Source organism: Parasphingorhabdus sp. NYA22 (genome assembly GCF_976973735.1).
In genome coordinates, this window is the sequence record NZ_OZ333477.1 from 19,960 (window position 1) to 43,322 (window position 23,363).

Here is a 23,363-nt window from a genome sequence, read left to right on the forward strand (position 1 = left end):
GGCTTGGGGAATCAGGGCGGGGTAACAGCCATTATGTCGCTCAGGAATGACGGACCTTCCTGCAACGCGAAGGCCTGCCTCTAGGCGCTGGCCAAAACATCGATCACCTTTGACAATTTGTCCCGAACCGCCGCGGCGGCCTGTTTGAGCTGCGGATTATCGATGGCCTGCATCGAGGCAACGGGGTTGATGGCGGCGACTTCTATCTTTCCGTCACCCTGTTGCTGGACCACCAGATTGCAGGGCAGCATCGTTCCGACCTTGTCTTCCAGCTGCAGCGCTTCGTGAGCGAGCGCCGGATTGCAGGCGCCGAGAATGGTGTAGGGCCGGAAGTCGACATCGATTTTAGTCTTCAGCGTTTTTTGCACGTCGACGCGGGTCAGCACCCCGAAACCCTCGGTCTTGAGCGCCGCTTCGGTGCGCTCGATCGCTTCGTCGAATGACGTCGCCAATGTTGTGGCCATATAATAGTTCATAAGATTCTCATATTGCTGGTTGCTCAAAAATTCCATCGACAGCTGCCTATTCGGGGCTGGATGAGGGTTTACCGAACCATGATGGCACGACAACCCGCCACCTTACGGCTTCACCGCGATTTTCATCACGCCGTCGCGCTGGTTGGCGAACAGGTCATAGGCGGTTTCAATATCGTCGAGCGCGAAATGATGGGTGACCAGCTTGCTGGTATCGACGCGTCCCGATCCGACCACCTCCATCAGCCGGCGCATTCTTTCCTTGCCGCCGGGGCAGAGGGTGGTGACGATTTTATTGTCGCCCAGACCGGCAGAAAAGGCATCGACCGGCAGAGTCAGGTCTTCGGAATAGACGCCGAGCGAGGAGAGGGTCCCGCCGGGGCGCAGGGTCCGCAAGGCCCAGTCGAAGGTCCGCGACTTGCCCAAAGCCTCGATCGAGACGTCGACGCCGCGGCCGTCGGTGATCCGCATGATCTCGTCGATCGGATCGACCTTGTTATAGTCGATGACATGATCGGCGCCCATGCTGCGCGACATTTCCATGCGTTCGGGGATGGTTTCGACGGTGATGATATTGGTCGCGCCCATCAGCCTGGCGCCAGCGGTGGCGCACAGGCCGATCGGTCCCTGGGCAAAGATCGCGACGCTGTCGCCGATCCTGATCTTGCCGGACTCAGCGCCGCTGAACCCGGTCGAGAGAATGTCCGGGCACATCAACACCTGTTCGTCGGTCAGCCCGTCGGGCACGGGAGCGAGATTGGCCATGGCATCGGGCACGCGCAGATATTCCGCCTGGGCGCCGTCGATGGTATTGCCGAAGCGCCAGCCGCCCATCGCTTTCCAGCCATGGCCGTGCTGGCCACCGCATTGCGAATGGAAACCGCAGAGCGATGCACTGGATGTGCCGGTCGGGGTAATCGCACCCGCGATAACCCGCTGCCCTTCGGAAAAGCCCTCCACCGCAGAGCCGAGCTTTTCGATGATGCCGACTGGTTCGTGGCCGATTGTCAGGCCGCTGGCCACCGGATATTCGCCTTTGAGGATATGGACATCGGTGCCGCAGATCGTAGTGGTGGTAATCCGGATCAGCGCATCAAGCGGGCCAATGTCGGGAATCGGTTTCTCGCCGAGAATGATCTTTCCGGGTTCGATAAAAATCGCGGCTTTCATGTGGTTTTCCATAGGAAGACTCCATCGCAATCATGTCTTATCCGGCAATGTTACGACTGACGGTCACCACCGTCGCTACGCAATATCGCGTAGGTCCGTTGTCACGACTGGCTTGCCAAGCCCCCGCACAGGCAATAGGCCAGAACCATGGATTTTGATGACCAACTCCAACGCTATTTCGGCACCGCCGATCTTGCCGCGATTCAGCCCGAAGCGATGGCGGCGGGGATCGAGCATATGCGCGTCGACTTTGGTCTGGAAAAGGATCGCGGGCGGCGCTTTGCCTTATGGGCGGTGCTCTATATGCTCGGCACCCATCTGGATCTGGACAAGGCTTTCGAGGACGAGGCCGACCGCAATTCGGCGCGCGATTTCATGGATATGATGGACCGGGTTCAGGGCGACTGAGCGGGCCGCCCGCTGCGCCAATATCGTCCTCCACCCTCCGCACCAGTCGTGCGTGGACTTTTCCGGGGCGATGTGAAAGGGGTGGCGGCTTGTGAATTAACGGGAGAAGAAGCGTGTCGATGAAGACCCTATTTGATGTCAGTGGCAAAGTGGCCGTGGTAACCGGCGGATCCAGCGGCATCGGCGCGATGATGGCGCGCGGCCTGATCGAAAATGGCGCCAGGGTTTACATCACCGCCCGCAAGGAAGAGCGGCTGATGGCGAAAGCGGCCGAGCTTTCCGAACTGGGCGAGTGTATCGCTATCCCGGCCGATCTGTCCAATGTCGAGGGCATCGAGGCGCTGGTCGCCGCGATCAGCGAGCGCGAGGACAAGATCGATATCCTGATCAACAATGCCGGCGCGAACTGGAGCGCCTCGATCGAGGATTTCCCGGAAAAGGGCTGGGACAAGGTGATGGACATCAACATCAAGTCGATCTTCTTTGCCACCCAGAAATTTCTGCCGCTGCTGAAAGCCTCCGGCACTGCGGACGATCCGGCGCGGATCATCAATATCGCGTCGATCAACGGCATCCGCAATTCGGGCATGCCGACTTATGCCTATACGGCGAGCAAATCCGGCGTGATCAATCTGACCGAACATCTGGCCACCGATCTCGCTGCCTATAATATCAACGTCAACGCGATCGCCCCCGGCTTCTTCCCGAGCAACATGACCAAGCAGATTGTCGAGAATGACGGCATGACCAAGATGGCCATTTCCCAGATACCGCGCGGCCGGATGGGCGCGCCGGAAGATATTGCCGGTACAGCGCTCTTTCTGTGCTCGCGCGCATCGTCCTGGATGATCGGCCAGACGCTGGTGCTCGACGGCGGGATGATTTCGCGGCCCTGATCCGGGCTGGCTTGGCGGTGCTTCGGATGATGGCCTGGCGTTGCCCGTCACGTTCTTCCCTGCCCGCCGGCCTTTCTGTTCAGTAAAGCGCAATACATATATTTTTAAGGCAGGACACGACCGGGGGGTTGCCGTCGACGGGGCGGAACAGCGAAAAGGCCCAGATCATGTCCTGCAAAAATATGGTAACCGCCGGCCTGATCGCCGTGACCAGCTGTCTCTGGTCAGCCAGCGCCGCCGCCGAACCGGCGCCCGATCTCGACACCCCGGAACGGATCAATATTCTCGTGACCTTTGGCGAAGACGAATGTCCGGTGGCGGAAGGTGACGAAATTGTCGTCTGCGCCCAGCGACCCGAATCGGAACGCTATCGCATCCCGCCGGAATTACGCGAAAGCGAAGAGGAACAGGCCGGCGAACAGAGCTGGGCATCTACAGTCGCCTCGCATGACGAAGCCGCCCGGCCCGGGCGTCCGGGCAGCTGCTCGGTGGTCGGCACCTTCGGATTTACCGGCTGCCAGGCGGCGATCATGCGGCAATGGTTTGACGAGCGCCGCACAGAGCAGTGAGGGCATCAGCCCGGTAATGGCAAAAGCGGGCCACTGGCTAAACCAATGCTTTGCCCCCGCGATTGTATTTTCATCATTGAACCGCCATGACGGCGCGCATGAAAAAAGCCGATATCTTCGAATTCTACTCCCGCCTCGCCGCCGACAATCCCTCGCCGGAGACCGAACTGAATTATGGCAATGTCTATCAGTTGGTCGTCGCTGTGGCCTTGTCGGCGCAGTCGACCGATATCGGCGTCAACAAGGCGACGCGGCTGCTGTTCGCCGAGGTCAAGACGCCGCAACAGATGGTCGATCTCGGGCTCGACGGGCTGAAAGAGCATATCAAGACAATCGGGCTTTATAATACCAAGGCGAAAAATGTGATCGCGCTGTCGCAAATGTTGATCGACGATTTTGGCGGCGAGGTGCCAGCGGATCGCGACGAGCTGGTCAAGCTGCCCGGAGTCGGGCGCAAGACCGCCAATGTCGTGATGAACTGTGCCTTTGGTGCCGAGACTTTCGCGGTCGACACGCATATTTTCCGAGTCGGCAACCGCACCGGCCTGGCGCCGGGCAAGACGGTGCTGGCAGTGGAGAAGAAGCTGGAGACGCAAACCCCCGCCCCGTTCCGCGTCCACGCCCATCACTGGCTGATCCTGCACGGCCGCTATATCTGCAAGGCGCGCAAGCCGGAATGCTGGCGCTGTCCGGTCGCCGATCTGTGCCGCTTCAAGAAGAAAACACCGGCGCCGGAGGGGTGGAGCGCAGATCCGTAGCATTGCGGATAACATTCAGCTTCGCGAAATGTGACTCCCTGTAAATTGTAAACCGAGATGGAAACCATCCACAGGAGAAGAACATGCGCCTTCAAACCACGATCATCATCGCTTCCGCCCTCGCCGCCGGCAGCGTCGCCTTTGCCGCCGAAAAATCGTCCGGGGATGACAAATATGAGATCAGGGAGATTGGCGAACCGGAAAGCTGCATCACGCGTTCGAATATCCGCTCGACCGATGTCATCGACGACCAGACCATCGATTTCAAGATGCGCAACGGCGATATCTACCGCAATTCGCTGCCCCATAGATGCAGCGGCCTCGGCTTCGAGGAATCCTTTTCCTACAAGACCTCGACCAACCAGCTGTGCAGCGTCGACATCATCCATGTGCTGGCCCAGACCGGCGGCCGGCTCGACACCCGCGGCGCCTGCGGTCTCGGCAAATTCCAGAAAATCGAGAAAATTCCGAAGGAAGAGAGCGAAGATTAAGCCGCCCGCCGGACGCGATTGCCGGACGCAGAATAATCTATTGGCAAAGCAGCAAATCCGCTGCTAGACGCGCATCCGGCGGAACACCGCCCCGGCACCCGTAGCTCAGCTGGATAGAGCGCTGCCCTCCGAAGGCAGAGGTCACTGGTTCGAATCCAGTCGGGTGCACCATATTTTCTGCCATTTCTTGAGTTAGAGCTACTTGGAACTCCGGTGGTTCTCCGGTGGAATCATGGAGAACATCGGGATTCGGGTTGCTCAAAACAGCTGTCCGTGGCGTGAAAAACATTTTGGCTTATCGACCCAATGCGATGAGGCCGCGATCGAAATTCGAGCCAGCGTCTGCTTCGCGCCCAATTATCGTTGTTCCGACCGCCGAAGTTTCTTCCTGAGAGTCGCCTTTGCCTGCAATCCCTCCGATTCAAGCCGAGATCAATTTTCAGCCTTCAGACTTTTCTCTATTTAGTGAGAGCATCCCGAAAACATTCTTCGAAAATATCCAGCCCTTCATGGATAAGCGCGTCCGAGATCGTCAGCGCCGGCAGGAACCTGAAGACGTTGCCGCGAACCCCGCAGGTCAAAGCAATCAGTCCCTTCTGATAGGCCGCCGTCACTATGGTTTTTGTCAGGATCGCGTCTGGCAAGTTGGCATCACCATTTTCAACCAGTTCAACCGCGATCATTGCGCCGCGATCGCAGCGCACATCGCCAATCCGATCCGGAAATTCTGCCTGCAACGCAAGCAACCGTTCGCCGAAGACCTGGCCAATATGGACCGATGCCTCGACAAGGCCTTCTTCTTCGATCACATCGAGCACGGCAAGCGCAGCAGCACAGCCGATCGGCGAACCGGCATAGGTGCCTCCCAGGCCGCCCGGTTCAGGCGCATCCATAACTTCCTGTTTCCCGATCACCGCAGCCAACGGGAAGCCGCCTGCCAGACCTTTGGCAACGGTCATCAGGTCCGCTTCCACTTCCGCATGTTCGGCGGCAAAAAATTTGCCGGTACGGCCAAAGCCGGTCTGGATCTCATCGAAAATCAACAGGATGCCATGCTCGTCACAAATCTGCCGAAGCGCCTGTAGAAACGCGTCCGCAGCCGGATAAAATCCGCCCTCTCCCTGCACCGGCTCGACGATTATCGCAGCACAGTCCCGTGGCTCTATATCGGTCCTGAACAGGATCTCCAGCGCACGTAGCGAGTCTTCCGTGCTGATTCCGTGATAGGGAACCGGGAAGGGCGCGCGGTAAATTTCGCCGGGAAACGGGCCAAAGCGATTCTTGTAGGGCGTCACTTTGCCGGTCAGGCCCAGGGTCATCATCGTCCGTCCATGATAGCCGCCGTCAAAGGCTATGACACCGCGCCGGCCCGTATGGGCGCGAGCGATCTTGATGGCATTTTCAACGGCCTCTGCGCCAGTTGTCACGAACATGCTCTTCTTGGGGCTGTCGCCCGGCGCACATTCGTTCAACCGCTCGGCGAGCATGACGGCGCTTTCATAGGGCGTGACCATGACACATGTGTGGCTGAACCGCTCCAGTTGCGCGGTTACCGCTGCATGGATCTTCGGATGCATGTGACCGGTGTTGCAGACCGCGATTCCGGCTCCGAAATCGACATAGCGCCGGCCTTCGACATCCCAGATTTCCGATCCCCGGGCACGATCAACATAAATCGGCGCAGCATTGCCTTCTCCTCTGGCGATAGCCGCGTTCTTGCGCGCCTGCCATGCGGCGTTGCCGGTCACTTCATTAGAGCTTTCCACTTTGGCTGATATGTTCATTCCGCAATGCCTCCCAAGCACAGATATTTCATTTCCAGATAATCCTCGAGCCCGTATTTCGAACCTTCCCGGCCAAGGCCGGACTGCTTGACGCCGCCGAACGGTGCCGCTGCGGACGAGACTATCCCCTGGTTGATCCCGACCATTCCATATTCAAGCGCCTCACCTACGCGCCAGACTCTGCCGATGTCGCGGCTGTAAAAATAGGCGGCCAAGCCATAAGGTGTGTCGTTGGCCAGGGCGATGACCTCCGCTTCGCTGTCGAAGGGAATGAGCGTCGCGACGGGACCGAATATTTCGTTCCGCGCAATCTCCATATCATTGCTGATATTGTCGAGGATTGTCGGCTCGAAGAAAAGGCCACCTGCCTCGTGGCGACCGCCCCCGAGCAAAACCTGCGCGCCTGCACTGCGGGCACTCGCCACCAGCTTTTCGACTTTCTCGACGGCGGCGATATTGATCAGCGGGCCGATATCATTTTTGGCGCCAGCACCCGGCCCGACCTTCATCCGCTTCACGCGTTCGACCAGTTTTCGTACTACTTGCGAATGAACCGAGCGATGCACAAAAATGCGGTTTGCACACACACAGGTCTGCCCGGCATTGCGGAATTTTGATGCCATCAACCCTTCCATCGCCGCATCGATATCGGCATCATCGAAAATGATGAACGGCGCGTTTCCGCCGAGTTCGAGCGATGCTTTCTTGATCGTCGGAGCGCATTGCTCCAGCAATAGCCGTCCAACTTCGGTCGATCCGGTAAACGACAGTTTCCGCACGATTGGACTGGATGTCAGGGCTTTACCGACTTCCGCCGCCCCGCTTGTCGGCACTATGTTCAGAACGCCGGGCGGGATACCCGCTTGTTCGGCCAATGCCGCAATCGCCAGCGCGGAAAGAGGTGTGTCTTCGGCGGGTTTTGCCACCATCGTGCAGCCCGCTGCGAGCGCCGCCGCGACCTTGCGCATCAACATGGCATTGGGGAAATTCCAGGGCGTTATCGCGGCGCAGACGCCAATCGGCTGTTTCACGACAACCGCACGCACATCGCCGGAGGCATGCGGGATGACATCGCCGTAAACGCGCTTTGCCTCTTCGGCATACCATTCGAGATAGCTCGCGCCATAGCGGATTTCGCCGACTGCCTCCGCCAGCGGCTTGCCCATCTCGGCGGTCAATATATTGGCCAGTTCCTCTTCATGGGCGAGCATCAAAGCATGCCATGCCTGAAGCTTTTCTGCCCGCGCGGAAGCGGTAAGCGCTGACCAAGAGCCAAAAGCCCTGTCTGCCGCTGCAATGGCCCGTTCGGTATCAGCCGTCCCGCAATCTGCAACCGATGCAATTTTGGTTCCGTCGGCCGGATTGTAGACAGCAAAGCTCTTGCCACTGGCAGCAGCAATCCATTCGCCGTCGATGTAAGCGTCATGCTTGAGATAGGCGCTAGAAATCATGTTCTGAGATGCTCCGGATGGTACCAATAATGCGTTTTGCCGCTTTGCAGCGGGCAGTGACAGCGCCAGTTGGCACCAAAACATGGTGCCAGAATCCTGCTGTCATTTGCGGTCCAATATCGCCGCCGGGAAGAGCATGACCACCATGCTGAGAACGAGCAGGACGAAAACCGCATACAGCATGTCCGCATAGGAAAAGCCTGCAGCCAGCATTTGACCCACGACCAGCGGCCCGGAAGCCAGACCAACTTTTGAAACAAAGCCCGCTGCCGCCGCCGTGCGTCCGGCTTTGTCGAACTGGGCCGCCATGCCGAGCAGATAGGCCATGACCATTCCCCAGGTAATGCCCGTGCCGCAATTCGCCAGCAGGTACATCACCGGATTGGCGCTCCACAGAAAGGCAGCGGTGCCCAGCAGGGTCAGCAGCATGACAATGGCGAGAGGCCAGAAACGGCCGAACCTGACGCCCATGAAAATAACTACAAGCGGCCCGGCAAGAGCAACCCAGGTGGCCAGACCGAGAGCGGTGGACACATAATCCCGCTCAAGACCGTAATCGATGCCCAGCCCGATGATATAGGCGAGAAGCCCCATATTGGCCGCCTGAAACAGGAAAATCGCAACGAGCGTAAGCAGCAGCGGTTTCCAGCTTATCGGTCCGGCAATCACTTTGCTCCGCCCATCATTCGCCGGATAGCGATCCAGAAACGGCAGCATGAACAGGGTGGCCAGACTGAACAGGATAAGCGCGATAAACAGCACCGACGCGCCATATATCGGCACCAGCCGCGGCAGTGTCATGACACCGAGACCGCCGAGGCCGAATTGCACGAACAGCAATATGCCGAATGTCCGGTCCGGATTCGCCACGCGGGCTATCACCCCATAGGACAGGCCGACCAGCAAGCCCCCGGCGATGCCGTGCAGCAACCGAATTCCGATCATTGCCATTGGTGACACAATCGCCATCGAAGCCAGATCAATCGCGATCAACGCCAGTAACAGGCCCGTCGCAAAATAGCGCCAGGACACACGCTTGATGAGAAATATGGCGACCAGTGCGCCGAGCGCCGCGCCGTAGATATTGGCGGCGGCCACATTCCCCGCCTGACTGTCGGTAAAACCCAGCCCGTTTTTCAGCCCGTCAACGATCGCTGCCATGATATTGACGTAAAACAGGCCCGCCGTAGCCAGAAAGGAAAGCATGATACCTGCCAGCACGCCATTGGGCGGTGCTGTCGGCCAACGACGTGCGGTATCCTGAGAATCGATCATGCTGATTACTCGCAAAAGGGGTGAAGGCGGTTGGATGCCCGGGCGGCGTTGCGCCAAGCAAAGGCCCCGCCATCGCTGATATAATAATAAACCGGCCCGTTCGGCATCAGCGCAGCCGACAAGCCGCCAAAGCCGGAAAGAGCCGGGATCCAGACATCACCCTTGCAACCGAGAGCAGAGCCCGCATTCCAGGCCCAGAAACCGCTCTGGTAACGCTGTTCGTCGATTACGGCCCGGAGCCCGCGATTTTGGGGATCACGCTGGAGCGCTGCGTTCAGCATTTTTTTGTCCAGGACCGGTTCGCCATTGATGGTCCCGCCGCGCTGCAGAAAAGTGGTGACCAGCGCGATATCGTTGCGCAACAAGGTCATGCCCCATCCGCTGAACGGCTGCCGTTCGGAATCATAAGTTCTGCGGATGCTCATGATCAGCGGACTCATGCCCAGTCCGCGCCACATCGGTTCGAGCAGATCAGCATAATAATCGGCCGCAGGGTTGCCGGTCTTTTCGCGAAGAAACGCGTTGATCGCGACCCCGAGAATATAGGTGTCGCCGGTCCGGTAAACGAATTTTTCTCCCGGCTCCTGTTGACGATCGAACGCGGTGCAGGCGGTGTTTATCTTTTCAGCATGGCTGTCGGCAAGGAAGAAGCTTCGCATTTCAGCCGATTGCTCGTCCACTTCATGCCCGCCGGAATTGTAAACACCAGTCGCCATGTTCAGTGCATCGGCAAAGGTGACTCCGCGCCAGCGTGCTCCGGTGCAGGCAGGAACGTAATTCGAGATCAGGGACTGCATCGCGCCGGGATGCAATTTTTCCAGTCGCATCGCGCCAATGCCGGCGGCCAGCGACTTTGCCCAGGAATAAGACGGCAGCACCAGCGAATCGCAATAGAGATAGCTGCCGAAACGCGTATCGCACCCGCCGGTATAATGAATGCCGTCCGCGATATAGCCGAACGCGGTCATCGCATCGCTCGCCACTTCTTCCTCGGACCCGAACATATCTGCGACATCGGATGGCAGACTATCGATCGACCGCCTCTCCAGTCTCGCCGCTTTCTCCGCATGATAGGCTGTCACCACATCTTCGGAATGCGCTATCGGCTGCGGAACATAAGTGACCGGCGTAGCGCCCCAGGCATCGAACTGCGTATAGGCGCAGGTTTCCGACCCGATCTGATAGACGAAATGCGATATCGTGCCCTGGCTATCGAAACGGAAACTTGCCAGACCATTGTGAATGCAATTGGCGTTGCGTTCCATCAGCGCGAATGGCAGCACCGCTCGCGTCAATCCCTTGTCTGCCGGGTCATCCCAGACTTTCCCGGGCGCGAAAATCCATTCCCAGTCCTGATGGTTGCCGGCAATCGGCGTCCGCACCAGCGGAACCAGTTCATCATCAATTTGCAAAAGATCGATTGCGAATGGCGGCAATGTCCTGATGCTCTGGCTGCTCGCAGCATAGTCAAAGTCATCTTTCAGCAGCATGAAGTGCGACATCGCTGTGCCAGCGGAATGTAAGCGTCCGGCAAAACTGTGCGTCGGCTGCGTGGCATCACTGGGGCGGTTGAAGGCATCGGTAGAGAAAGGCCGGTCCGGCGTCGTGCCGCGATCGAAGGATTGATCCGGGATGATCGTCGACAGATCACTGGGCGACGGCCTTGCAACCACCCTGATGTTGTCGACCCAGCAAATGTCATTGTCCGCGTTACCAGCAACCCGGACGCCGATATAACCTCTGTCCGTACCAGTCTGGATATCGACGGTACCGCTGACAGGATGCAGCGACAGCCCGTCATCCTTGCCGTCTTCGATGCGGCCAATTTCATACCAGCTTTGCCCGTCTGGCGAGAATTCGATCAGGCAACTGTCATTCCCCTCCAGACCGCTTGCGGCAAAAGACGCGGCAATGTCGATCCGGCTCACACCGGAAAGAGCAAAGCTGCGCACCGCCGCAGCATCGCGCACAAGCTGCAAGGAAGAATTATCGGCATATGTCGTGATTTGCGCTGAACCGCGTCCAGGCGTGATCGCCCAGTCGCCCGCGCTCTGTTCGAAATTTTCGGTGAGCAGCTCCTGTGCATGGGCTTGCGTCAACGGCAATATTGTCATCACCATGATGAACGACAGAACGATGGCCAAGCGCGGGATAATCATGCGTTCAACACCTTCACCAAAGGAGCGAGCTGGCTTTCATAGGCTTTCCATTTGCCGACCGAAGACGAGTATATGGGTTGACGAACCTGAGCCGCGCTTGCTGTAGCCGAAGGGCTTTTGTTCTGGTGGAAGGCCAGGCAATCCGGATGCCATTCCAGCCCCAGAGCCGAAACCAGCTTACGGCTTTCTTCTTCCTGACGGGTGACCAGTTGTTGATAATGCACGTTGATGATTTTTCCGGGCAGGACGGCTTCCCAATGCGCCATCAGCCTGTCCTTGGCTCGGATATAGCGGCCGATGTCCTCCAGATCGTAGGAGAAGGGATAGCCCATGCGGAACAGCGTCTTGTACATGGCATAGCCGACATCCATCGGATCGCGGACAAGATTGATGATCTTTGCCGCAGGCATGGTCTTGGCAATCAGGCCGATATAGAGGAAATTCAACGGCGTCTTGTCGATGATATTCGGGCTGTCGGGCAATCGCTGGGTCGTCGAATTCCGGTAGGCCGCCGACAATGCATTCGGGTCAATCGCCGCGGAACGCCGGACCAGCTCTTCCTTGCTTTTCGCGCCCGCACACAAACGGGTGATAGCCAAGGCCAGATCGTTCACTTCACCGACACTGTTCACTTCCGGATGGCTGCTCAAGATGCGATCAACCAGCGTCGTGCCTGACCTCGGCAGGCCAAGAATAAAAATTGCGCCTTCACCGTTCGAACCTTCACCGGATGCGGCGAAGTAATCCTTGTCGAAAACGGCAGCGATATCTTCCATTGTCGAGATATCATCCTCGACCCGATAAGCCATCTGGCGACGACGGGCACCTGCTCCGCGGGACAAATAAGCGAATGACCGGTCAAATTCGCCGATATCTTCCAGTTCCTTTGCCAAAGCATAGCAAAGCTGAATTTCACCGGCGACGTTCCCTGAAACTTTGGACAAACGCGCTATCAGATCGTCAATATGGTTATCGTCAATCGTCTGCCTTCGGACGGTCGCCCGGTTATAACAGGCGTCATAATCGCCCGGCGCAGTTTCGATCAGCTGGTCGAGCAGCGTCTCTGCGGCATCCATTTCCCCGACTGCAATTTCGGCTGACGCAAAATTATATAAAATCGCCGGGTCATCTGGCGCCAGAACGCGCGCTTTCGCAAGCGTTTCACGGGCAGCGGCATGATCGCCCAACTGCGTCTCCATTTCGGCGATCCGGCCAAGCAGCCCCGCATTCTGCCTGGCTTGGCGTTTGGCTGTTTCGAGCTGGGCCCGGGCTTCAACAATTTCGCCCAATGCGCTGAGCGCTTCGACGCGCATCAACTGCGCTGCCATATCACCGGGTTCGGCTTTCAGCACCCGATCAACATGCGCAAGCATGCCATCCCAGTCATTGCGCATCTGACGCGCACGGCTGGTAATCAGCAATGCTTCCCGATGCCCGGGGGCTTCATTCAGCAGCGCAGCGCAGATAGCTTCTGCAGCTTGCGGCTGGCGTTGGCGAAGCAGGCGGTCGGCCTCCTGGAGACGACGCTGGAAATCGGGGTTCATACGCATCGGGTGGTTGAGGCGGCCGTTATGTGAGTCATGCAGGCCGCCTCCCCTCAGAATGTATAAGTTGCAGAAACACCGATTGTCCGCGGAAGCGAGATTAGTTGCTTGTTGGCATTGCCGAAATAGCCGCTCGCCGGTGCCGTTCCCATATAGGCCTCGGTAAATATACCTGTGATACCCTCTTCGTTAAAGATATTCTTCATCCATAGCGAGCCGGTCAGATTCTCGTTGGAAAGCGACACCACCGCATTCCAGAGCGAGAAGCCCTCAAGCGGAACATTGAATGTCGGAGATACGCCAACCCCGTTGCGCGAGCTTGACTGATAATTGCCGTCCAGCCGGGTATAGAGCGACCAGCTGTCCGAAATTGGTGCGGTATAGTCCACCGCCCAGTTCAGCATATGCTTGGGCGCGCCAGGCAAGCGGGCACCGTCAACCGCTATCGGCGTGACCGCGTTGTCGGGGGCGAAGAAGTCTGACGTCAGCTCCGCATCCGTATAGGTGTAACCCAGAGTGTAATGGACGCGATCCCCGATATAGCCGTCAACCTGAGCCTCAAGCCCCATGGTTCTGGCTGAATCCCCGTTCTGGACTGCAAAGAAGCCCCAATTGGTTGTCGCCGTGTTCAGTTGCGGGTCCTTCCAGTCGACATAATAGAGGCTGAGATCATAAACAATTCCGGCTCTCTGTCCCTTCACACCGATTTCATAATTGACGACATTGTCCGCCTCATATGTCTGCCAGTTCGGATTTTCGGCAAAAGTACCCGTCAATGGGACCGCATTGGTGCCGCCGCGCCGGTACCCTTCCGATATCGTGGCATATAGTCGGTCACGCTGGCCAAATTGCCAGGAGATATTGCCCTTGAACAGCACGTCATTTTCGCTGGTCTCGAAGAAAGCCGTCGTCGGCGCGAACACACCGGTGAAGAGCGGTAAGTCAATGAAGGTGGTATTTTCCGACTTGTTGTCGAAATAACGCACGCCGCCGGTCAGATCCAGCGTGTCTGTGGCATGCCAGGTTAACTCGCCATATACCGCCAATTCCTCAAATTTTTCGTTTCTGCGATAGTCGAAATCCTTGTCGCCGGTGACAAAGGCCGCGAAGGCCGGGAAGGCCGCGTCATACCAGCGCTTGAATCCGCGCAAATAGCTCTGCTGTGTCGACTGGGTTTTCTGGTCGCGATAGAAACCACCGACGATGAAGTCGAGTGGCCCGTCGGTATCCGACACCAGCCTTAGCTCCTGGACAAAAGCTTCGTCGGCATAGCCGCGAACCGCCGAGGCCATTGGCCGTGGATAATTGTAATAGAAGCCCAGAAACCCGGCCTGGGCATAAAATCCGGTATTCTCGCTGACGCTTTCACCCTCACGGTCATAATAGGATGAAGACGAGGTCAGGGTCGCAAAGCCCAGATCCACATTGATTTCCAGCGCGCCCATATCGTCATTGCTTTGCGCTGGTTCCAACTGGATCGCACCCTGTTCATAGCGCCCGTAGGGCCGTCCGAAACCATCGCTGTTGACCGTCTGCGCGCGGCGGCCACCGACGTCATCGTCCTGATGCGTATAAAGCGCCTTGATGCTGACCGTGTCGCTCGGTTCCCACAACAGTGTCGCGCGAACCATCCATTGCTCAACCGTATCAGCGTCCTTCGCGACGCGATATTGGGCTTCGGGCGCAAGAACGCCGTTGGGCGCAACAGGTATGCCGTCCGCGTCGAGTTCATAGACGTTCACATAGTCGGTAATACCCGGATAATCGGCCCAACTACCGACAACGCGGAGCGCCATGGTGTCACCCAGCGGTACATTGAGCACGCCATCGAGCGTGTAGCCGAACTTGCTCGTTCCATCGACGTTCGACAGCGAACCGCTGATCGAGCCACCAAATTCGCCAAGTACCGGATCGCGGGTAATATAACGGACCGTGCCACCGAGCGCCCCTGAACCGTAAAGCGTACCTTGTGGTCCGCGCAACACTTCGACCCGTTCGAGGTCGCGTAGCAGGAAGTTGGCAAAAATCGGTGTGTCGTTGATATAGGTTGAGACCGACGCAACGGATGATACCGAATAATCGCCAAGACCATTTCCGTCGACGTTCAGACCGCGAATGCGAACCTGGTTAACGGTACCGGCGCTGCGTGCCCCCCGGTCAACGACACCCACGCCTGGAACGGAGCGGAGCAATTCGGCGCTGTCGAAAGTTTTGGCAGCTTCGATTGTATCGCCGCTGATCGCAGAGATATTATACGGTACGTCGATGATGCTTTCCTCGCGCCGCGTTGCGGTCACGACAATGACATTACGCTCCTGCGTTGCGCCATCGTTCGCCACTTCCTGCCCATCTGCCTGCGCCAGAGCGACATCAGGCAGGCACAGGGTTAAAGCTGTCCCGCTCAATAACGACATCATCACCCATTTACGCTTCACATTCCCGGTCATTGTCAAATTCTCCCTCGTTCGAATATTTTTACCAAGCCATTTTTGGCGATCTTCTGTGCGTGAATTCAATTTCCTGAAGTCTCGTCGACAGACTTCGACAGACTGGCATTTTGAGATTCCGGCAGGCGCAATTCCCCGAGTCCGCCCATCGCCTGCTGCCGGGCTTCCCTGCTTTCATGCAAAGGGAAACGCGCCGGCGCATCGCGAAAGCTTTTGAGCACCTGGCCCAGACCATGCCATCCGCGTTCGCGCGCACGCCGGACCTGCTCGAAATCGATCTCAAAGGCCGAAACCTCCCTCTCCGTGCCACATTCGTGGAGAAGTTCACCGCCGGGGCCATAGAATACCGAACGGCCGTTGCCCTGCTCGCCAGCGACATTCACGTCGATAAAATAGCATTGGTTGACCGCGGCATTGGCGCGCGCGATGGAAAGCTCGACATCGCGGTCAATGGTATTGGTCATGGTCGGCAATATGATGGCTTCCGCGCCCATTCCGGCCAATGTCCGCATCGCCTCCGGGAACCACATGTCGTAGCATATCGCGATCCCGATCCGTCCGGCACCCGGTACATCGAACACCACCGGCTCAACACCCGATGCAATGTCTTTTTCATAGGGCAGGAAGGGAAACATCTTGTCATAGCGGGCAACGATCTCGCCCTGCGGATCAATCACCAGCGACGTGTTGAAAATTTTATCGCCGCGCGCTTCAAATTGAGATCCCGGTATCAACCACTTGCCGGTTTCGCGTGCAATTTTCCTGAATCTCTGTTCAGTTGGCCCGCCTGCCGGTTCAGCATTTTTCGGGCTGGCGCCGTGAACTGCCAGCTCGCCGCAAACCATCATGTCCACCCACGGAAATCGCTTGGCAATCGACCGAAACTCGGTGTCGAGCAAATCGATATTATTGTCCTTGCCGCCGGCAAGTTGAATGGAGGCTATTCCCAATGTCGACATAAGGGCTTTCTGCGATCAGGCGAACCTCTCAAGACGGACGGTTCGTTTATCCATCCCTAGTGATTACAGAATTTTGACAATTGCATTAGGTCCAGTTCATAACCTTTTGTAGTGCCAGTTTTGGCACCGGCCGGTTGAAATCACAATTGTGGCGGGACGATAAGGGCCGTATCAACCGTCCGGCCATCCTCATCCAGCCAGGACAGGATATCGCCCTCGATCCTGATGGGAAAACTCGCTGCTTCACCATAAGCCCAGCGATCCCACTGGCGGAACCAGCGGTCGCCCTCGATCCACCACTTGCCGGTATCACGGTCCTCATTGGCATATCCGGCCCTGCCGACCAGCTGTCCCTCGTTAAGAACCTCGATCGTACACGGCTCACCATATACGGTTTTATACAGTAACGTCAGACCGGGAATCAGACTGTTCAGCGCGCCATTGTCCAGCCTGGATTGCTCTCCGCCAGCGTGTATCTTTTCTCCGTCGTTCAGTTCCCGCATGATCTTTGACAACAATTCCACGCCGGGACGGATGCTGTTTTTCGGAAGGCTGGTAATCCCCAGACGAAACATATTCTTATGCCCGGTCTGGTGAGCAAAATAGTCGACGACCGGCTCGATCAGCATGCCCTGTGCTTGCGCCGCTTGCACCAGACGGTCGGCGTCGAGCCTTTCAGGCCCGCTGACCCAATAGGCGGTGCCGCCGTCGACCGGCGGAATAGCAATGGATTCTGGACGATAGTGGTTCAGGGCATCCCGCAGTTCAATCAATCGTTCCTCACATGTCCGGTTCAGCCGCCCCAGCATGGCATCGTAATGGCCGAGAGACAGGAAAAAGGCCGCCGTTCGCTGGTTGTTCGGAGATGGCCGCTTTGTGGTCAGGCCGCGGAGACGCCGTGCGGCGGCAATAACGTCAGCAGGACCGACCAGATAACCGATCCGGATGCCCGGAGACAGCAATTTGGAGAGGGCCGATACATAGAGGACGCGCTCACCACCGGCCATCGCGCGCAAAGCGGGCAAGGCATCGCGGAGATAGTTCATTTCGCATTCGAAATCATCTTCGATAATCAGCAGATCGTGTTTCTGCGCTGCGGCTAGCAAAGCCTCGCGGCGCGGCATCGACAGGGTCACGCCGGTCGGGCGCTGACGGCTCGGCGTAACATGGACCAGATCGCATTCCCCTATGGTATCACTGACAACCAGACCTTCTTCATCCACTTCCAGATAATGGGTGTCGGCACCACGAAGACCGATAAGTTCGCGCATCGAGGGCAGCCCCGGTTCTTCCATCCCGATCGAAACGCCCGGTCTGGCAAAAAGCTCGGTCAGCAAATGCAACGCCTGCTGCTCACCCGCGGTGATAAGAATCTCATCGGGCTGCGCGCTTATGCCGCGACGGGGAAGCAATTTGGTACGGATCTCCTCGACCAACATCTCATCATCGGAATCGCCATTGTCGATCGACCATTTATCGATTTCCTGGACGCCCAGCGCGAACCGGCTGGCTTCGCGCCATTCGGCCACCGGAAAGAGCGAGCGATCATAACGCCCGTCGATGAACGGATAGCGATATTTTTGCCAGTCAGGAGGGCAGCGGAAACCACCCGCAGCGCCAACCTGGGCGCGAATCATGCCGCGGGCAAAAGAAACCGTTCCATCATCACTACCCGCGTTGGCGACGACTGTCGCGACCTTGGTCACTGGCGCACGATTTTCCGCCACGAAAAATCCGCTACGCTCTCGCGCAACCAAATGCCCCTCGGCCACGAGCTGTTGATAGGCGAGCGAAGTGGTGTTGCGGGAAACGCCGATCTCGCCGGCAAGTTTTCTCGAGGACGGAAGCTTTCTGCCCGGCGTCAGAACCGAAGCGTTGATCGCCTCAATGATGCGCGTACGAAGCTGAGCCTGCAGAGACAAGCTGCTCCCCGGATCAAGCCGCAGCAGTAACGCGATTGATTTTGAGTTCGACGATTTTTTAATCATGGGACAAGCGCTCGGCCGAAATGAGGATGGGAAATCTTGGTTTCAAGAAGTTTCCGTTCAGCCTCATCATAGAAACAAAAGCGGATAATGAAAATCATTGGTCAGTGATGGGGGACATACTACCGGGAACGTCGCCATTTGGGGGACGGAGCCGGACGTTCGTGAAAAGCGAGCCGGGAAAAGCCGGACTCGAATTCGTCAATATAGCCCCTATCAACAATAATAGTGCCCCCCTATTTCACCAAGTAACGGCGGCATCCTGTTGTCTAGCTTACTGGCTGCTTATTTTGTTAGGGCATTTTTGCTAGGCGCAAAATATTTACAGTCAGATACCTTCCTACCAAGCGCAAAAGCGCACCAAAAAATTGTGGAGGATATCGGAATGGCGAAAACCGCTTTGCGTGCAGATTTACTTTATAGAACATCCATCGTGGCGGCCATGTTGGCAGCGCCGACAGCGGCTTATGGACAGGAAGCAGCAGCGGGCACCGGTGCTCAGGCACAAAGCGGTTCCGATGCAATCCAGCCCGGCAACAGTCTCGTTCCATCGATATTGAATCAGGCCGCTGTCGACTCAGCCGACTCGCCCGAAGCGGAAATCAGGGAACAGTCCGGCGGACTTCAGGCGATCGTCGTGACGGCCCGTCGGCGCGAGGAAACGGTCCAGTCGATTCCGGTGTCGGTCCAGGCGATCACCGCCGAGGAAATCCAGCAGCGCGACCTGTCGAGCCTCGAAAAAATTGCCGCGGCGACTCCGAACTTCACCATTGCACGCGCCTCCAATGGCGCCGGTGCACAGCTCACCCTGCGCGGGATCGGCTCGTCGGCCACCTCTATCGGCATCGAACAGTCGGTCGCGATCGTTGTCGACAGCGTCTACTACGGTCAGGGCCGGATCATCAACGAAGGCTTTTTCGACCTTGCCCGGGTCGAGGTGCTGAAGGGCCCGCAGTCGCTGTTCTTCGGCAAGAATGCGACCGCCGGCGTGATTTCCCTGACCACAGCCGATCCGGGTCTGGATTCGGAATATATCGGCCGGGTCGGCTATGAATTTGCCGCCGAGCGCGCCTTTGCCGAAGCGATTATCTCGGAACCGCTGACCGACACTCTGGGCGTGCGGGTGGCCGTTCGCGGCTCGCGCATGTGGGGTGGCTATTATAAAAATCAGCAGCAGACGATCGACTATCCGACGCTGGATGTCGCCACCGGCGTCACCAACCCGCACACGGCGGCACCGGCAGCAACGGAAGCACCGCAGGAGCGCGAGCTGATCGGCCGGGTGACGCTGAAATATGAACCGGACGACCGCCTGACCGCCAAGCTCAAGGTCTCCGGCAGCTATAACCGCACGGTCGGCAATGGCTGGAACTATGTCGCCACCAATTGCCCGACGGGCCAGACCGCCAATGCTCCCAATTATCCGTGCGATGGCGGCTTCGTCACGCACCAGAATGATTTTCCGCTCGACATTGCGCAGGACTATCCCTTCGCACGCGATGACGGTGGGCTGTATAACAAATATAAAAGCTGGGCGGCGACCGGATCGCTCGAATATGCGCTCGACGATGTGACGATCAGCTCGATCACCAATTATAACTGGAACAATAACAAATTCGCCTGCGACTGCGACTTTCTGAGCGCCGGGGTGTGGGCTACGGAAAATGCCACCTATCACGCTTTCAGTCAGGAATTGCGCGCGCTGACCGATTTCGACGCGCCAGTGAACCTGATGGTTGGCGCCCTGTACCAGAAGACCAAGCGCAACTTCTACCAGGCGGTGATGTTCGCCAATCTGGAAGATTCGACCGCTTCGGCGCAGAACCGTTATGTCGCCTATTCCAAAGAGTCGGAAACCGAAGGCGAGACGCTGTCCGGCTATGGCCAGGCAATGTGGCAGATCACGCCGACACTCGAAGCCACAGGCGGCGTCCGCTATATTCATGAAACCAAGGAAAGCAGCTTCCGTCAGCCTTATGTCAATGCCGGTCTGCAGGGGCTTTTCCTGCCGGCAAGCGCGGCGGCAAACGGCACGATCTACGGCGACCAGACGTTCAACGACTGGTCACCGGATTTCACCCTGCGGTGGAAACCGGCCGACAATATCATGCTCTACGGCGCCTATCGGGTGGCCTATAAATCGGGCGGCTTTTCGAACAGCGCAATCAACTCGGCCCTGTCTCCCGATCCCGAAGGCGATCTTACCTTCAACCCGGAAAAGGGCAAGGGCTATGAAATCGGCATCAAGTCCAATCTGGTCGACAACCAGCTGCAGGCCAACCTGACCTATTATAATTACAAATATACCGATCTGCAGGTCGACTTTTTCAACAGCGCGATCTTTGCCTATATCACCTATAATGCAGGCAGCGCCCGCAGCGAAGGCGTCGAGCTAGAGCTGGAATATGCGCCTTACTCGATCCCTGGCCTCCGCTTGCGCGGCAATCTGAACTATAATGAAGCGCGCTACGAGGACTTCATCGCTCCCTGCTATGGTGGCCAGTCGATCGCTGCGGGCTGTTCGCTGGTCGTCGGTGGCGTGCCGTCGCAGGATCTCAGCGGCAGCGCCACTTCGGCGGCGCCGGACTGGACCGGCACCATCGGTGTCTCCTACGAGACCGAACTGTCGTCCGATCTGAAATTCGGCACCAATGTCGATATGCGCTATAGCGACTCCTATATCTCGTCGAGCTTCGGCGATCCGGGCACCACGCAGTCCTCCTATGCCATTCTCGATGCGGGTCTGCGCATCGGGGCGGCGGACGACCGCTGGCAGCTGGCGCTGATCGGCAAGAACCTCACCAATAAATTCTACTTCACCGGTGGTGGTACGGCCCCTTCGACGGGCTCGGGAACCGGAACGGCGGCGGCAATACCGGGCGATAATATCGGCTATGGCGCCTTCCCGCGGACGGTGACCCTGCAGGGCACGGTGCGCTTCTAAACGGCACGTGGATACAGGCATGGCGGTCTTTGCGGATCGCCATGCCGCTTCAAAAGAGGAGACTGGAACATGACTTCAGCCGAAACGCGATCAGCACCCTCGCGCGAGCAGCGCATCTCCGACATGCTCGACAAGCAGGACTGCACCGAACTGGTGCATCGTATGGCGCGGGCGATCGACCGCTGTGACGCCGAGCTGGTCGATCAGCTGTTCCATCCCGATGCGACGGATGACCACGGCAGCTACAAGGGCAGCGCCAGGGATTTTACTCCCTGGGTGATGGAAGTCCTTTCCGGCATGCACCGCACCCAGCATATGGTCGGCAATGTCCTGATCCAGCTGGACGGCGATACTGCCTATGGCGAAAGTTATTTCATCGCGCATCACGCGATTCCCGCCGAGGACGACAGCGACAATTTCATGGTTGCCGCCGGCCGTTATCTCGACCGTTTCGAACGCCGTGACGGCGAATGGCGCATGGCCCATCGCGGCGCCGTCTATGACTGGAGCAGCATCAGCCCGTCGACCGATGTCTGGGACCGCGCCAATATGCCCGATTACAGTTTCGGCGCCCGCGGGGAAGCCGATCCATCCTACCAGCATTTCGCCCGCTAGCCCTTTCATGTTAAAATGAGTCCAAAACCGAAAATTTTCAGGAGATAGTCAAATGTCCAATGTCATCAGTGAAGACCGGTCCGATGCAACCCTCAAGGCCACGACCGACAAATTGCGCGACCCTGAATTCCGCAACACCCCGATCACGCCGGATCGTTATTATTCGAAAGAATGGGCGGATAAGGAATGGGAAAAAATCTGGACCAAAACGTGGCAGATTGCCGGTGTCGCCGACCAGCTGCAAAAGGCCGGGGACTGGATCACCGCTGATTTCGGACCGGAAACCATCGTCTGTATCCGCGGCGAGGATGGCGAGACCCGCGCTTTCTACAATGTCTGCCAGCATCGCGGCATGCCGCTGGTCACCGGTGAACAGGGCAATGCCCGGGGCAAAAGACTGACCTGCCCCTATCATGGCTGGGCCTATGAATTTACCGGCAATCTCAAGGCCGTACCCGACGAGGCCGACTTTTTGCAGGGCTCTCCCTGCGGCAAGCTCAATCTCAAGCCTGTGCAGTGCACGGTCTGGGCCGGTTTCATCTGGATCAACATGGACGAGAATGCCGTGCCGCTGCGCGAATATCTCGGACCGATTGCCGAGCAGATCGAAACCTATCCGATGGACAAGATGAAGCGGACCCACTGGGTCACGGTCGAGGGGAATTTCAACTGGAAGCTGATCCAGGACAATTTCAACGAAAGCTATCACGTACCCTTCGTCCATCCCCAGACAAAATTCGTGATGGAATATTCGCATCATCACTGCCAGTTCGATCTCTATCCGCAGGGCCATGCGCATATGATCATGCCGGGCGCCGGACCGACCAAAACGCTGCGCGGCGGCGAGAAGGAAACGCTCGAACAGCTTGCCGAGGAAATCCAGTTCTGGGGCCTCGATCCGGACGACTACCGGAACGGCAAGACTGGTGAAATCCGGCTGGCGCTGCAAAAGGCCAAGCGCGAACTGGGCGCGGAAAAAGGCTTCGATTTTTCCAGCTATCAGGATTCGCAGCTCACCGACCACTGGCATTATACGATCTTCCCGAACCTGTCGTTCAGCCTCAAGCCGGACGGCAATATCTGGCTGCGCGCGCGGCCGCACGAGAGCGATCCGGAAAAATGCTATTTCGACATGTGGTATATGACGCTCTTCCCCGAGGGCACCGACCGCTATTATTCGCAGAGCATGGCCGAATGGGTCGACACGTCCGTGCCGGCACCCCACGTACAGGGCACCGTGGAAGAAGTCTCGATGGGCCCGGGCATTGATCAGGATGTCGAGGTCTGGGAAGTCCAGCAGCGCGGACTGCACTCGCGCGGCTACGAGCGTGACTATCTCGCCTGGCAGGAACGGCGGGTCCGCTTCTTCCACGAAAATCTTGAAAGCTGGATGGCGAAATAGACCGACGGAAACAATGACGCACCGACAGGGCCA

General features: G+C 57.8%; 18 protein-coding genes and 1 tRNA gene. 9 read left to right on the plus strand and 10 right to left on the minus strand.

Annotation, left to right across the window (positions count from 1 at the left end; translation table 11 throughout):
- Positions 1-80: 80 nt before the first annotated feature.
- Together ACWFTY_RS00105 and ACWFTY_RS00110 are read right to left on the minus strand one after the other, a co-directional pair.
- A complete protein-coding gene (locus ACWFTY_RS00105) occupies positions 81-476 on the minus strand; it encodes a DUF302 domain-containing protein (RefSeq protein WP_447525373.1) in 396 nt (131 codons plus the stop codon).
- A gap of 102 nt (positions 477-578) precedes the next feature.
- Complete coding sequence (locus tag ACWFTY_RS00110) at positions 579-1,655, minus strand: NAD(P)-dependent alcohol dehydrogenase (RefSeq protein WP_447525374.1); 1,077 nt, start codon at positions 1,653-1,655, stop codon at positions 579-581.
- Positions 1,656-1,790: 135 nt separating this feature from the next.
- Between ACWFTY_RS00110 and ACWFTY_RS00115 the strand changes: the two genes are divergently transcribed.
- From ACWFTY_RS00115 to ACWFTY_RS00140, 6 genes are all read left to right on the plus strand, one after another.
- Entirely contained in the window at positions 1,791-2,051 is a 261-nt protein-coding gene (locus tag ACWFTY_RS00115; RefSeq protein WP_447525375.1) for a hypothetical protein, read from the plus strand.
- 119 nt (positions 2,052-2,170) lie between these two features.
- A complete protein-coding gene (locus ACWFTY_RS00120; RefSeq protein WP_447525376.1) occupies positions 2,171-2,947 on the plus strand; it encodes a glucose 1-dehydrogenase in 777 nt (258 codons plus the stop codon).
- A gap of 167 nt (positions 2,948-3,114) precedes the next feature.
- Positions 3,115-3,516 carry a hypothetical protein gene (locus tag ACWFTY_RS00125; protein ID WP_447525377.1) on the plus strand — a complete coding sequence of 134 codons (402 nt, stop codon included), beginning with the start codon at positions 3,115-3,117 and terminating at the stop codon, positions 3,514-3,516.
- Positions 3,517-3,614: 98 nt separating this feature from the next.
- Positions 3,615-4,274, plus strand: coding sequence for an endonuclease III (gene nth, locus ACWFTY_RS00130; protein WP_447525378.1), 660 nt, complete (start codon positions 3,615-3,617; stop codon positions 4,272-4,274).
- An 83-nt stretch (positions 4,275-4,357) separates the two neighbouring features.
- Positions 4,358-4,765, plus strand: coding sequence for a hypothetical protein (locus tag ACWFTY_RS00135; RefSeq protein WP_447525379.1), 408 nt, complete (start codon positions 4,358-4,360; stop codon positions 4,763-4,765).
- Positions 4,766-4,859: 94 nt separating this feature from the next.
- Positions 4,860-4,936 (plus strand) — tRNA-Arg (locus ACWFTY_RS00140).
- 287 nt (positions 4,937-5,223) lie between these two features.
- Here ACWFTY_RS00140 and gabT read toward each other — a convergent pair.
- The 8 genes from gabT to pdxR form a co-directional block, all read right to left on the minus strand.
- A complete protein-coding gene (gene gabT, locus ACWFTY_RS00145) occupies positions 5,224-6,549 on the minus strand; it encodes a 4-aminobutyrate--2-oxoglutarate transaminase (protein ID WP_447525380.1) in 1,326 nt (441 codons plus the stop codon).
- Positions 6,546-8,000, minus strand: a complete 1,455-nt coding sequence (locus ACWFTY_RS00150; protein WP_447525381.1) for an NAD-dependent succinate-semialdehyde dehydrogenase — start codon at positions 7,998-8,000, stop codon at positions 6,546-6,548. The genes gabT and ACWFTY_RS00150 overlap by 4 nt, the downstream gene beginning before the upstream one ends.
- A gap of 102 nt (positions 8,001-8,102) precedes the next feature.
- The gene (locus ACWFTY_RS00155; protein ID WP_447525382.1) at positions 8,103-9,275 is read right to left on the minus strand and encodes an MFS transporter; all 1,173 of its coding nucleotides are present in this window, start codon (positions 9,273-9,275) and stop codon (positions 8,103-8,105) included.
- A 5-nt stretch (positions 9,276-9,280) separates the two neighbouring features.
- A complete protein-coding gene (locus ACWFTY_RS00160) occupies positions 9,281-11,434 on the minus strand; it encodes a hypothetical protein (RefSeq protein ID WP_447525383.1) in 2,154 nt (717 codons plus the stop codon).
- A complete protein-coding gene (locus ACWFTY_RS00165) occupies positions 11,431-12,984 on the minus strand; it encodes a tetratricopeptide repeat-containing sulfotransferase family protein (RefSeq protein ID WP_447525384.1) in 1,554 nt (517 codons plus the stop codon). Before ACWFTY_RS00165 ends, ACWFTY_RS00160 begins: the two co-directional genes overlap by 4 nt.
- Positions 12,985-13,031: 47 nt before the next feature.
- The gene (locus ACWFTY_RS00170; RefSeq protein ID WP_447525385.1) at positions 13,032-15,425 is read right to left on the minus strand and encodes a TonB-dependent receptor; all 2,394 of its coding nucleotides are present in this window, start codon (positions 15,423-15,425) and stop codon (positions 13,032-13,034) included.
- 65 nt (positions 15,426-15,490) lie between these two features.
- Positions 15,491-16,384, minus strand: a complete 894-nt coding sequence (locus ACWFTY_RS00175; RefSeq protein WP_447525386.1) for a carbon-nitrogen hydrolase family protein — start codon at positions 16,382-16,384, stop codon at positions 15,491-15,493.
- A 140-nt stretch (positions 16,385-16,524) separates the two neighbouring features.
- Positions 16,525-18,306, minus strand: coding sequence for a MocR-like pyridoxine biosynthesis transcription factor PdxR (gene pdxR / locus ACWFTY_RS00180; RefSeq protein WP_447525387.1), 1,782 nt, complete (start codon positions 18,304-18,306; stop codon positions 16,525-16,527).
- 448 nt (positions 18,307-18,754) lie between these two features.
- Here pdxR and ACWFTY_RS00185 point away from each other — a divergent pair, with 448 nt between their 5' ends.
- From ACWFTY_RS00185 to ACWFTY_RS00195, 3 genes are all read left to right on the plus strand, one after another.
- On the plus strand, positions 18,755-21,313 hold the full coding sequence (locus ACWFTY_RS00185; RefSeq protein WP_447525388.1) for a TonB-dependent receptor: 2,559 nt from the start codon (positions 18,755-18,757) through the stop codon (positions 21,311-21,313).
- A gap of 69 nt (positions 21,314-21,382) precedes the next feature.
- A complete protein-coding gene (locus ACWFTY_RS00190) occupies positions 21,383-21,928 on the plus strand; it encodes a nuclear transport factor 2 family protein (protein ID WP_447525389.1) in 546 nt (181 codons plus the stop codon).
- Between the two features lie 52 nt (positions 21,929-21,980).
- Positions 21,981-23,330 carry an aromatic ring-hydroxylating oxygenase subunit alpha gene (locus ACWFTY_RS00195; protein WP_447525390.1) on the plus strand — a complete coding sequence of 450 codons (1,350 nt, stop codon included), beginning with the start codon at positions 21,981-21,983 and terminating at the stop codon, positions 23,328-23,330.
- Positions 23,331-23,363 lie beyond the last annotated feature (33 nt).